The 12,617-nt window shown below is 65.6% G+C and carries 11 protein-coding genes; 6 read left to right on the top strand and 5 right to left on the bottom strand.

What is annotated here, in order from left to right; translation table 11 throughout:
* Positions 1–7 precede the first annotated feature (7 nt).
* Entirely contained in the window at positions 8–1,273 is a 1,266-nt protein-coding gene (locus AC07UX_RS00760; RefSeq protein WP_495190132.1) for a dipeptidase, read from the top strand.
* 230 nt (positions 1,274–1,503) lie between these two features.
* Here AC07UX_RS00760 and AC07UX_RS00755 read toward each other — a convergent pair whose 3' ends face one another.
* Positions 1,504–2,553, bottom strand: coding sequence for a S66 peptidase family protein (locus AC07UX_RS00755; RefSeq protein ID WP_495190131.1), 1,050 nt, complete (start codon positions 2,551–2,553; stop codon positions 1,504–1,506).
* Positions 2,554–2,625: 72 nt separating this feature from the next.
* Here AC07UX_RS00755 and dapE point away from each other — a divergent pair, with 72 nt between their 5' ends.
* Positions 2,626–3,765, top strand: a complete 1,140-nt coding sequence (dapE, locus tag AC07UX_RS00750) for a succinyl-diaminopimelate desuccinylase (protein ID WP_495190130.1) — start codon at positions 2,626–2,628, stop codon at positions 3,763–3,765.
* A 50-nt stretch (positions 3,766–3,815) separates the two neighbouring features.
* On the opposite strand, the gene AC07UX_RS00745 is transcribed toward dapE, so the two are convergent.
* The 4 genes from AC07UX_RS00745 to AC07UX_RS00730 form a co-directional block, all read right to left on the bottom strand.
* Positions 3,816–5,498, bottom strand: a complete 1,683-nt coding sequence (locus tag AC07UX_RS00745; protein ID WP_495190129.1) for a putative bifunctional diguanylate cyclase/phosphodiesterase — start codon at positions 5,496–5,498, stop codon at positions 3,816–3,818.
* Positions 5,499–5,593: 95 nt separating this feature from the next.
* A complete protein-coding gene (locus tag AC07UX_RS00740) occupies positions 5,594–6,154 on the bottom strand; it encodes a Smr/MutS family protein (protein WP_495190128.1) in 561 nt (186 codons plus the stop codon).
* Between the two features lie 9 nt (positions 6,155–6,163).
* Positions 6,164–7,423, bottom strand: coding sequence for a murein transglycosylase A (mltA, locus tag AC07UX_RS00735; RefSeq protein ID WP_495190127.1), 1,260 nt, complete (start codon positions 7,421–7,423; stop codon positions 6,164–6,166).
* Positions 7,420–8,076 carry a Tim44/TimA family putative adaptor protein gene (locus AC07UX_RS00730; protein ID WP_495190126.1) on the bottom strand — a complete coding sequence of 219 codons (657 nt, stop codon included), beginning with the start codon at positions 8,074–8,076 and terminating at the stop codon, positions 7,420–7,422. The genes mltA and AC07UX_RS00730 overlap by 4 nt, the downstream gene beginning before the upstream one ends.
* A 203-nt stretch (positions 8,077–8,279) precedes the next feature.
* On the opposite strand from AC07UX_RS00730, the gene secB reads away from it, so the two are divergent.
* The 4 genes from secB (at position 8,280) to AC07UX_RS00710 (ending at position 12,502) form a co-directional block, all read left to right on the top strand.
* Positions 8,280–8,780 (top strand): protein-export chaperone SecB, encoded by a 501-nt coding sequence (gene secB / locus AC07UX_RS00725; RefSeq protein ID WP_495190125.1) that lies wholly within the window; start codon positions 8,280–8,282, stop codon positions 8,778–8,780.
* 153 nt (positions 8,781–8,933) lie between these two features.
* Positions 8,934–10,523 carry a murein biosynthesis integral membrane protein MurJ gene (gene murJ / locus AC07UX_RS00720; RefSeq protein ID WP_495190124.1) on the top strand — a complete coding sequence of 530 codons (1,590 nt, stop codon included), beginning with the start codon at positions 8,934–8,936 and terminating at the stop codon, positions 10,521–10,523.
* Positions 10,524–10,543: 20 nt separating this feature from the next.
* The gene (trpS, locus tag AC07UX_RS00715) at positions 10,544–11,548 is read left to right on the top strand and encodes a tryptophan--tRNA ligase (RefSeq protein WP_495190123.1); all 1,005 of its coding nucleotides are present in this window, start codon (positions 10,544–10,546) and stop codon (positions 11,546–11,548) included.
* 297 nt (positions 11,549–11,845) lie between these two features.
* Complete coding sequence (locus tag AC07UX_RS00710; RefSeq protein WP_495190122.1) at positions 11,846–12,502, top strand: DUF4136 domain-containing protein; 657 nt, start codon at positions 11,846–11,848, stop codon at positions 12,500–12,502.
* The last annotated feature ends 115 nt before the right edge of the window (positions 12,503–12,617 follow it).

Raw genomic sequence — 12,617 nt, 5'->3', positions numbered from 1 at the left:
CGCCGCCATGAAAAATCTTCCCCTGGCCCTGCTGCCCCTCCTCCTCGCCACCACCGCTCATGCGGCGCCCGATCCTTACGCCGCGCGGGTGGCGAAGATACTCAAGGCCACGCCGCTGATCGACGGCCATAATGACTGGCCCGAAGCGCTGACCGACAAGGTGAAGGACCAGCGCTGGACGGTGCCGCTCAACCGCCTGGACCCGGCGACCTTCCACACCGATATCGAACGGTTGCGCGCCGGCGGCGTGGGCGGGCAATTCTGGTCGGTCTGGGTATCGGCCGACCTGCCCGAACTGCAACAGGTCAAGGATACGCTGGAGCAAATCGACCTGGCGCACAGCTTCGCGCGCCGGTACCCCAGGGACTTCACCTTCGTGAACACGGCGGCGCAGCTGCGCGCCGCGCACAAGGCCGGGCGGGTCGCCTCGCTGCTGGGCGTGGAGGGCGGCGGCCAGATCGACGGCAGCCTGGCCGTTCTGCGCAGCTATCGCGAGCTGGGCGCATCCTATCTGACGCTGACCCACGCGCGCACCATCGCCTGGGCCGACAGCGCCACGGACAATCCGCAGCATGACGGGCTGACCCCGTTCGGTGAGGCGGTGGTGCATGAACTCAATCGCCTCGGCATGCTGGTGGACCTCAGCCATGTGAGCGAGGGCACGATGCTGGACGCGCTGCGCGTGACCAAGGCGCCGGTCATCTTCTCCCACTCCAGCGCGCGGGCGATCTGCAACACGCCGCGCAACGTATCGGACGCGGTGCTGAAGCAGGTGGCGGCCAATGGCGGCGTGGTGATGGTCAATTATGCGCCGCAATATGTGTCGGAAGCCCGCCGCATCTGGAGCGCGGCGCGCAGCGCGGAAGTCGCGCGCTATAATGCGCCGCCCTTCGGTGGCCTCTATATCGGCGACCCCGAAGGCGCGAAGAAGGCGCTGGCGGATTGGGAGAAGGCAAACCCCGAACCGGTGGTGACCCTGTCGCAGGTCGCCGATCATATCGACCATATCGCCAAGGTGGCAGGCGTCGACCATGTCGGCATCGGCAGCGATTTCGATGGCGTGGGGTCGTTGCCGCAGGGGTTGAGCGGGGTGCAGACCTATCCGGCTTTGCTGGCCGAACTGATGCGCCGGGGCTGGAGCGACAGGGACATCGCCAAGCTGGCCGGCGAAAATGTGCTGCGCGTGATGGCGGCGGCGGAAAAGGTCGCGGCGGGGATGGCGGATGAGCCTGCGGGTAACGGAACCGTGGCGGGATTGGATGGGGTAAAATAGTCGGCTGTAAGGCTGGACGCAACCAGAGGCGTAGCGCGATCCTTCGCACCTGCCCCAATAGCCGTCACCCCAGCGAAGGCTGGGGTCTCAGGCAACACCAGAAGGAAACCAGCCGTGTTGCGCTATCCGTCGGTGCATCGTGCCTGCCCGGAGATCCCAGCTTCCGCTGGGATCACGGTATTTACGGCATTGAACTCAAAACTCGTTATTCTGCTTCTTCCAAAGCCGCACTAAGCCACCGCGCTTTCCAGCAAACGGACCGTCCCTGCCGTCGCGTCCATTTCCGCCGCTATGCCGATCGGCAGGCTATATTGGTTGGCGACATGGCCAAATTGGGCGCCCTGGAAAGCGGGGATGCCGAGCGGCTCCAGATGTTGTTGCAGCACCTCCGACAGGGTGAAGCCGCCGTAGCTGGGGCCGCCCGGCCCGCAATCGGTACATTGGCCGAAGATCACGCCCTTCACCCGGCCCAGCACCCCGCCCAGCGTCAGCTGGGTCAGCATCCGGTCGATGCGATAGGGCTGTTCGCCCACATCCTCGATGAACAGCAGCGCGCCGTCGAAATCGGGCAGCCAGGACGTGCCCATCAGCGCCGCCAGCACGGTCAGATTGCCGCCGAGCAATCGCCCGCGCGCCACGCCGGGGCGGAAGGTGCGGACGCGGCCGATGCGCTGCGCCAGCCGGTCTTCATGCCCGACCGGGTTGGCGAAGGTCGGCGTGGCGCCATCGAAGGCGACCGCGCGAAAGGCGTCCCAGCTATATTGGCCCCAGCTGCTCGCCGCATTGGGACCATGGATGGTGGTAAAGCCCGCCTTGGCGGCGAAGGCCAGATGCAGCGCAGTGATGTCCGAAAAGCCGACCAGCAGCTTGGGATTTTTGCGGATGGTGGCGAAATCCAGCAGCGGCAGGATGCGCGCACAGCCCCAGCCGCCGCGTACCGCAAAGACCGCCCGAACATCCGGGTCGGCGAACATCGCATTGACGTCGGCCGCGCGGTCCTTGTCGGTGCCGGCCAGATAGCCGTATCGGCCCGCCAGATGCTGCGCGAGCTTTGGCTTCAGGCCCATGGCCGTGATCGTATCCTTGACCAGGTCGATGTCGAAACTGTCGTCGGTGAAACCCGCCGGTTCGATCAGGCCAACCGTATCGCCCGTGCGCAGGCGGGGCGGCTTTACCCATGGCGTCGGCGCGGCCATCGCCGGTGCGCCGCCCAGCATGGCGCCGATGCCGGCCGCCAGCGTTCCAGCCATCATGTCCCGTCGATCGATCCGCATCATCATCCCTTCTTTCGTCCCGTGGGCGCCAGCTTCGTGACACTGGCCAAGGCACATGGCTTTCGCTAACGCGACAGGATGAGCATGACCAGTAGCAATGAAGATGTCGTGGCCCTGGCGGAGCGCCTGCTGGCCTGCCCGTCCGTAACCCCTGCCACCGGCGACGTGTTCGCCGTGCTGGAGGCGATGCTGGTGCCGCGCGGCTTCACCGTGGACCGGTTCGTGGTGGGCGAAGCGCCCGACGGGCCGGTCGAAAATCTGCTGGCCTGGCGCACGACCGGCGCTGGCCCGCATTTCGCCTTTGCCGGGCATCTGGACGTGGTGCCGCCGGGCGCGGGATGGACCAGCGATCCGTTCGTGCCGGACATTCGCGGCGACCTGCTTTATGGCCGGGGCGCGGTGGACATGAAGGGATCGATCGCGGCCTTCGTCGCGGCGCTGGACGGCCTGCCCGACGATCTGCCCGGCACGATCAGCCTCATCATCACCGGCGACGAGGAAGGGCCGGCCGTCTATGGCACGCTCGCGCTGATGGACCGGATGCAGGCGCGCGACCTGCGCCCGGACCTGTGCCTGGTGGGCGAACCGACATCGTCGGCACGGCTGGGCGATGTGGTCAAGATCGGCCGGCGCGGGTCGGTCAACATGTGGATCCGGGTGGAAGGGAGCCAGGGCCATGTCGCCTACCCGCATCTGGCCGACAATCCGATCCCCAGGCTGGTGCGCATACTCACGCTGATCGAAGCAGAGGTGCTGGACGCGGGGACAGACTGGTTCCAGCCCAGCAATATCGAGATTACCGACCTGGACGTCGGCAATGTCGCGCATAATGTCATCCCGGGCGCGGCGACCGCACGCATCTCCATCCGCTTCAACGACCAGCATACGGGCGCGTCGCTGATCGAACGGATCAAGGGCATTGCCGGGCCCCAGGGCGGCACGGTGGAAGCCAGGATCAGCGGCGAATCCTTCCTGACCCAGCCCGGTACATTCAGCGATCTGGTGCGCGGTGCTATTCGCGACGTGACGGGCGTGGAGACGGAATTGTCGACCACCGGTGGCACGTCGGACGCCCGGTTCCTGTCGCGAATTTGCCCGGTGGTGGAGTTCGGGCTGAACAATGCGACCATGCACAAGCTGGACGAAGCGGTCGCCGTGCAGGATCTGCGGGATCTGACGAGGATTTACGCGATGGTGGTGGAACGCGCGCTGGGCTGATCGGGACGTTGCCCCCCCTTCCACAGGCGGGAGGGGGAATGAGAGGGGCCCTATCCTACGTCCCGAACCACGGGTCGCTGAGGGGCGAACTGGCTGAGATAGGCCTGCTCCCCCGTCGGCCGCGCCAGATGATAGCCCTGGAACAAAGTGCAGCCGATGACGCGCAGGACATCCATCTGCGCTTCGCTTTCAATCCCCTCGACCACCACTTCCATGCCAAGGCCCTGAATCAGGCCGACGACGGCGGAGCAGATGGTGCGCGCTTCAGCCGAGATGGCGATATCGCGCACCAGGCTGCGATCGATCTTGACCCGGTCGACGGGCAGCTCCTTCAACCGCGCGAGATTGGAATAGCCCGTGCCGAAATCGTCGATGGCGATGCGCACGCCGTCGCGACGCAGCGCGCGCAACTGCTCCAGCACGCGCGGCTCCATCTCCATCGCCAGCGATTCGGTGATCTCCAGCTCCAGCATGGAGGGCCGCGCACCATGGGTGGCGATGGCGTGGCGCAACCGCAGGAAGAAGTCGGCCTGTCCCAGTTCGCGGGTGGAGATGTTGACGGCAATGCGCTGGCTTATCCCCGCCTGCGACCATCGCGCCGCAGTCTGGCACACGCGGCCCATCACCCAGTCGCCCAGCGCGACGATGGAGCCGCTTTCCTCCGCGATCGGCACGAAGGCGCCGGGCATGACCAGCTCCCGTTCGGGATGCGCCCAGCGGACCAGCGCTTCGGCGGTGACAGCACGGCCGGTCGCCACGTCGATCTGCGGCTGGAATTCCAGCAGGAACTCGTCCCGCTCCAAACCCCGCAACAGGTCGCGTTCCAGTTCGGCGCGATCCTGCGCCTCCAGCGCCAGCGCGTCGGTATAGATTTCGGCGCGGCCACGCCCCTGATGCTTGGCATGATACATGGCGATGTCCGCCGCGCGCAGCAGATCGGCCAGCGTGGCGCCATGGTCGGGATAGCAGGCGATGCCGATCGATGCGCCCAGTTCGACATGCTGACTGCCAAGGTCGAACCGTTCGCTCAACGCGAACTGTATCGCGCGGGCGATGCGGTGCGCGGCCGCCGGCCCGGACAGATGGGGGAAGAACATGGTGAATTCGTCGCCGGCCAGACGACCGATGACGGCGTCGCCCCCACCGGTGCTGACCTGCGCCATCACCACTTCGCGCAGGCGCCCGGCGACACGCGCCAGCAGCTGGTCGCCCGCCGCATGGCCCAGCGTGTCGTTGACGCCCTTGAACCCGTCCAGGTCGATGAAGAAGAGGGTGGCGATGCCATTGTCATCGCGTTCGGCCAGCAATCGTTCGACCTGCCGGCAAAAGCTGGTGCGGTTGGCAAGGCCGGTAATCTGGTCGAACAGGGCCAGCGTCTGAACATGATCGAGATTGGTGCGCACCTGGCTGAACAGGCTTTCCATCGCGACCGCCAGGTCGGGCAGCTCCTGCCCGATCTCCGCGGGCACCTGCGATTGCAGGTCGCCATGCGCGGCAGACAGCAGCCGCTCCGTAGCAGCGTCGATCGCGGTCGCGGTCGTGGCGATGGTGCGGCGGGCCGAGGCCCAGCTCATCGTGCCGCACAGGATGGCGATGATGAGCGCGCGGCCGACCTGAAGCAGGTCATCCTCCTGCCCCGGCGTATAGCCCAGCACGAGCGACAGGATGAACACCAGCGCCCCGGCGGCACAGGCAAAGGCAGCAGCGCGGCTTTTCAACGTCACGCCCTGCATGTGCCTCCCGCCCGATACCGTTCCGCAGAACCTCCGATCATGGGGATATGAAGGACAGTGGTTAAGAAAAGATCAGCGGATCTTGCAAAAATGGGTCATTTTTTGCGGCGCAATATCAGATAGATCGCCCCGTCGCCGCCATGGCGCGGGTGGGCGATCCTTACGCTGGCGATATGATCGGCATAGGAACTGGTTTCCAGCCAATGGCCGATCTCGCCGCGGATGGCGCCGCGCCGCGATGCCCCGCCTGACCCCGCGCCTTTCGGCGGCTTGCCGGTCACGACCAGCAGGACGCGCACGTCGCAGGTCAGGGCCTGGCCGATCGCCTGGTTAAGGCGCGCATGGGCCAAAGACAGGCTGTGGCCGTGCAGGTCGATGCTCATCTCCGGGCTGATCGTGCCGCTACGGATGCGCCGTTCCCAACCGCTGTCCAGCACGGCGGCAGGCGTGCGGGCGGGCGGTGCGACGACGGACCGCGACGGGGCTTTTGTTAACCCTGTTTTGACCGAGCCCGTCGCGGCCGGCCGGTCGATCGGCTGGTCCATGGGCGTGACCAGCGCACTGGCCGGGCGCGCGGCAGGGCGAAGCGGCCGCACCGTACGGGCAAGCGCCGACCAGAGCGCTTGTTCATCCTGGGACAGCCGCCGCCGAACCATGGCGATGGATCAGGGTCGGGCGAGGCGGGCGGCAGAGCCGATCGGCAGCAGCACCAGCGCGCTGCCGCGCGCCGACATGCCGCCGGCAATGCCCCGCGCCCGCGCACCTGCCCCCCAGAAGGTGTCGAAGCGATTGGCGCCCTTGATCGCGCCGCCGGTATCCTGCGCGATCCACACGCCCTGCGGCTCCGCCCGGTCCAGCGACAGCAGTACCGGCGCGCCCAAGGGGATATATTTTGGATCGGCGGCGACCGTCCCCTCCGCCGTCACCGGGACGCCGAGCGCGCCGAGCGGGCCGGCGCCGGTCAGCTCGCGAAAAAAGACGAAGCTTTTGTTTTCGTTCATGATCGCCGCGCCTTCGACCGGATGGGCGCGTAGATATTGCATGATGTCCTGCATCGAGCCGGCCTGGATCAGGCCGCGATCCTTCATCAGTTTGCCGATGCCGGTATAGTCTCGGCCATTCTGCCCATCATAGCCGATGCGCATGACGCCGCCATCGGGCAGGTTCAGCCGGCCGCTGCCCTGCACCTGAAGGAAGAAGAATTCGACCGGGTCGGCGGCATAGGCGATTTCCAGGCCACGCCCCGCCAGCGTGCCGGACACGATCTGGCTGCGATCGTCATAGGGCACGAATTTGGTGCCGTTCACCTTGCCCCGGACCGAGCGCCCTTTCAGGCTGTCGCTGAACTGGCCGAGATCGACGTCGATCAGGTCGGGCGGGCGGCGATAGATGGGGACTTCATAACCGGACATGCGAGTGCGCGACCCGCTGATTTCCGGTTCATAATAGCCGGTGACGAAGGCCGTGCCGTCGCCCACCTGGACCGCTTCGAAATAGCGGGAGAAAAACTCGCTGGCCGTGGCTTCGGGCCAGCTGGAGGCCGCGGCGCAGGCGCTGTTCCAGTCGGATCCGCGCGTGAGGCCGCTCGCGTCGGCGCGGCGCATCAATGTGGGGCAGGATATCCGAAAGGCCTGTAGCGCGAGGCGCGAGCGTTCGCCCGATGGGATGAGGGCGGCGATATCCGGACCGCGCGTGACGCCCAGGCCAGCGGCCGTCGCCCGGTCGAGCGCAGGGTCCGTCGGGAGATCGACCGGCAGGGTCGGGCGCGGCGTGGTGGGAACGGGACGGGCCGCTTCCCCACCCGATCCGCCGGCTGATGGGCGATTCGGCGCGGGTCCGGAACCGGATGGCGGAATGACGCCGCCCGCGCAGGCGGACAGCATCAGCGCCGCAAGCAGCGCTGCCCCCGACTGACGCGCGATCATGCCGCTTCGTCGGTTTCGCTGAGCTTCCAGTTGGGGTCGGCGCTGCGGATATCGCGAGTGAAGGTCCAGATATCCTTGGTGCCGACCGCATCGGTCAGCGAACCGGCAACGACATTGCCGTCCTTGTCACGAGTGACGGCGGCGATGTCCGCTTCGAAGCGCAGCGCGACTTCGGCAACACGGCCATTGACCGACGCTTCGACGATCTGCGCCTTTTCGATGCGGACCAGACGATTGTCGAGGACATGGCCGTCGGCCTCGCGCACAGCGATCGCTTCCTCGAACGAGGCGCGGACGTCATCGTCGCACAGCCAGGCCAATTCGTCGCGGTCGCCGCGCCAAAAGGCCTCCAGCACCATCTTGTAGGCGCTTTTGGCGCCTTCCACGAATTGCGGCACATCGAAATTGCGATCGCTGGCGATCAGGGCGCGCACGCCATTTTCCGCGCCGGGGCCGATCAGCCCTTCGGCCAGGCGAACCGAATCGCCGCTATTCTGCGATGCGGGCCCAGGTTGCAGCACCGTCACCTTGGCGCGCTCGTCGGCGGGGCGCGGTGCGGGCTCCTGCTCGTGGCCGGTGCGCTTGCCCAGCACGGAATAGAGCCGCAGCGCCAGAAAACCGGCGATCATGGCGAGGATGACGATCACATACACGGAAGGCTATACCCTTTTTCGTGGGATAATGTTCCGGCCAACATAGGCATGTTTGCACGCAGTTTCAAATAGCGGCTTATCCGGCCGGCGCGTCAAAGCGCCCAGCGCCGCCATTGCCCTGTCGGAAAGCCCCTGCTAAGCGCGCGGGTCGAGATATTCGGGGGCTTTCCGCCGCCGGACCAGAGGAAAGTCAAGGGAAGAGCATGGCCGACGCAACGGACCACATCACCACGAACCTGGGCAATGGCGCCGACACCGCGCCGCAGATCGCCCTGATCAGCCAATATGTGAAGGATATGTCGTTCGAAAATCCGAACGCGCCCGCCGTATATCAGTGGCAGGACCAGCCGCAGATTGACGTGCAGTTCAACATCGGCGCCGAGCGCGTCACTGACGAAGTGCTGGAAATCGCGCTGAAGATCGAAGTGAAGGCTGTCGCGCCGCAGGGTACCGCCTTTGCCGTGGAACTGCTCTATGCCGCCCTGTTCGGCATGCGCAACGTGCCCGAAGACCAGGTCCAGCCCTTCATGCTGGCCGAAGCGCCGCGCCTCATCTTCCCCTTCGCCCGCCGGGTTCTGGCCGACGCGATTCGCGATGGCGGCTTCCCGCCGCTGCTGCTCGATCCGATCGACTTCGGTTCGCTCTACCTGCAACAGGCCGAGCAGATGGAAGTGACAGCAGGCGAACCGGCCGGTCACGCCTGATTTACCCGACATAACCGTTCGTGCTGAGTAGGGACTGAGCTTGTCGAAGGCCCGTATCGAAGCATCCGCGCATCTATCCTTCGATACGCCACTTCGGCTTCGCCCAGTGGTTGCTCAGGACGAACGGATTTTACCGGCTGGAGGGATTAGGCCGTGAAACTGGTCAAGGCCCTTGGCTCCGTAGGCGGGCTGACGCTCGCCAGCCGGGTGCTGGCGCTGGTGCGCGATTCGCTCGCGGCGCGCTATGTCGGGGCGGGCTTCGCGTCGGACGCCTTCAATGGCGTCGCCTTCCGCCTGCCCAACATGTTTCGCGCCCTTTTTGCCGAAGGCGCCTTTTCCGCCGCCTTCATCCCGCTCTTCAACAAGAAGGCGGCCGGTGAAGGCGGACTGCCTGCCGGTTATGATTTTGCCGAGCGGGCGCTGGCCGTCCTTCTGCCGGTCCTGATCCTGTTCACCGCCATATTGATCGCCGCCGCCTGGCCGATCACCTGGGCGCTGTCGGGCGGCTTTTCGCGGCAAAACCCGACGGCGGATCAATTCGCCTTCGCGGTCACCCTGTCGCGCATCACCATTCCCTATCTGGCGCTGATATCTCTCGCGTCCTTGCTGGGCGGCATCCTCAATTCGCTCGACAAATTCTGGGTCAATGCCGCCGCCCCAATCCTGCTGAACGTCGCGATGATCGCGGGGCTGTGGTTTTTCCACGGTGCCGACGAATATGAGACCGCGCGGGTGCAGGCCATGTCGGTGACGATCGGCGGCGCGCTGCAACTGCTGTGGCTGATCTGGGCCTGCAAGCGGTCGGACGTGTCCATGACGATCAAGCGGCCGCGGCTGGACGGCGACGTGCGCGAATTGCTGCGCAAGATATTGCCGGCCGCCGCCGGCGCGGGCGCGTCGCAGATCAATTTGCTGATCTCCACCGCCTTGTCCGGCTGGCTGCTGGCGTCGGGATCGATCACCTATATCTATTATGCCGACCGGCTGAACCAGTTGCCGCTGGGCCTGATCGGCATTGGCCTTGGCACCATCCTCCTCCCCACCATTTCGCGCATGCTGTCCAGGGGGCAGGAGGCCGAGGCGATGGAGACGCAGAATCGCGGCATAGAACTGGCGCTGTTCCTGACGCTGCCGGCCACCGTCGCCTTTCTGGTCGTCGCCGAACCGATCGTACGGGGGCTGTTCCAATATGGCCGCTTCACGCCGGACGATGCGATGCGATGCGGCTGGGCGCTGTCGGCTTTCTCGATCGGCCTGCCGTCCTATGTCCTCGTGAAGGTGCTGACGCCCGGCTATTATGCGCGCGGCGACACGAAGACCCCGGTGCGTTACGCCATGCTGTCCATCGTCATCAATATCGTGGGCAACCTGACCATGATCCCGACGCTGGCCCGGTTCGGGTTCGGCCATGTCGCCCCGCCGCTGGCGACGGCCTTGTCCTCCACCATCAATGTCGCGATGCTCTATGCTACGCTGGTGAAGCGCGGCCATTTCGCGGCCGATGCGGGACTGCGCCGCCGCCTGCCGCGGCTGGCGATCGCGGCGCTCATCATGGGCGTGGCGCTCTGGGCGGGCGAGGATCTGCTCGATCCCTGGCTGACCGGGGCGATGGTGCAGCGCTATGTGGCGCTGGCGGTGCTGGTGGGCGCGGGCGTGGCGCTTTACGGGCTGGCGTCGGTCGTCACGGGGGCCTATCGGCTGTCCGATATCAAGGCGCTGATGCGCCGCAAAAAAGCAACCTGAAGAAGAGAACGGATTTAGTAATGCGCGTCCTTTCCGGCATCCAGCCCACCGGCAATCTGCACCTTGGCAATTATCTGGGCGCGATCCGCAACTGGGTGCGGATGCAGGATGAGATGGATGCTCAGAGCGAGTGTTTCTTTTTCCTCGCCGACATGCACAGCATCACGGTGCATGAAGGGCGCGAGCAGCGCATCCGCAACGTGCGCGACATGGCCGCGGCGTTGGTGGCGGCGGGGATCGACCCGGACCGCAGCGTGCTGTTCAACCAGGCGCGCGTGCCAGCCCATGCCGAGCTGTGCTGGTTGCTGAACGGCACCGCGCGCATCGGCTGGCTCAACCGCATGACCCAGTTCAAGGACAAGGCGGGCAAGGATCGCGAGGGCGCCTCGGTCGGCCTGTTCGTCTATCCGGTGCTGCAAGCCGCCGACATCCTGATCTACAACGCCACCCATGTCCCGGTGGGCGAGGATCAGAAACAGCATCTGGAATTGTGCCGCGACATCGCGACCAAGTTCAACACCGATTTCGGCGTGGACCTGTTCACCCTGCCCGCCCCGATCATCCCCAGGGAATCGGCGCGCATCATGTCGCTGCGCGACGGCACGGCGAAAATGTCGAAGTCCGATCCCAGCGACCTGAGCCGCATCAACCTGACCGACGATGATGACGCGATCATGGCCAAGGTGAAGAAGGCCAAGAGCGATCAGGAAATGCTGCCCGAAACGGCCGAGGGCCTGAGCGGCCGCCCCGAAGCCAGCAATCTGGTCGGCATATTGGCCACGCTGACCGGGCGGACGACCGATGCGGTCTGCGCCGAGTTTGCGGGCAAGGGCTTTGGCGCGTTCAAGCCGGCACTGGGCGAGGTGCTGGTGGAAACATTGCGCCCGATTCGCGAGCGCTTCCTGGAGCTGCGGACCGAAGATGCCGCGCTCGACGCGATCCTGGACAAGGGCGCGGCCAAGGCGGCGGCGGCGGCCGAGCCGACGCTGCGCGCAGCCTATGATGCGATGGGTTTGATGCGCTGACGCACTGGGGGGCCTGATGCGCTAACGCGCGGGGGCGGGGGGCCTGATGCGCTGACGCGCGGGGGGCCTGATGCGCTAATTTGCGACCGATGCGCCAAAGTCACAGGGGCTGTCCGAAAGGATGGCCCCTTTTCTTTGCGGTACGGAATAGCCATCTCCGCAGCGTCGTAGATGTGAGAACATGGTTTTGCGCCCGTTCGATGGGTTCGCGCGTTCAAACGATGTTCAGTTGCGTTTTGATATGACAGGGCGCAAAGATGGTCGCAGGCGGGTTCGCCTGAAATAGGACGTAAAAACATGGCTCGTTTCAAGAAGTTCGGCTTGATTGCAGCGCCCGCTCTGGCGCTGGTCGCGCTGTCGGGTTGCGCCACTGGCTTCAAGGCCAACGTCGCCCGTTTCCAGCAGCTCCCTGCGCCCGCAGGACAAAGCTACACCATCGTCGCCGACAACCCGCAGCTCGCCGGCGGGCTGGAGTTCGCCCATTATGCCGATCTGGTCGGGCAGCGCCTGGCCCAGACCGGCTATGTCGCGGCCAGCGACCCGGCCCGCGCCGACCTGATCGTGCGCGTCGCCTATGATGTCGACAATGGCCGTGAAAAGGTCCGCTCGACCGGCTTTGGCGGCGGCTATGGATCGGCATGGGGTCCATGGGGCGGTGGCTTTGGCGGTCGTTGGGGCCGCCCCTGGGGCTATGGCTTCTACGATCCCTGGCTGTTTGGCGGCGGCGGTTTCAACGACGTATCCAGCTATACCGTCTATACCAGCGACCTCAGCATGAAGATCGACCGCGCGGCCGACAATCGCCGCCTGTTCGAAGGCAAGGCCAGCGCCCAGTCGCTGTCCAACAAGCTGACCTATCTGGTGCCCAACCTGATCGACGTGATGTTCACCAACTTCCCCGGCCGAAGCGGGGAGGATGTGCGGGTGACGTTGCCGCCCGAAAAGAAGGGCTGAGCACAGACCTCGCTTCATGCGGACCAAAAAGCCGGCGCGTCGCAGGATGCGCCGGCTTTTTTTGTCGTGTGGCCGAAATTTCCCTGTTTCGTCCGCCAACATAGCGGATAGCCTG

The sequence above is a fragment of the Sphingobium sp. GW821-FHT02B05 genome (assembly GCF_059421905.1).
Note: the sequence above shows the minus strand (reverse complement) of the source record. Positions and strands in the feature narration are given on the sequence as shown.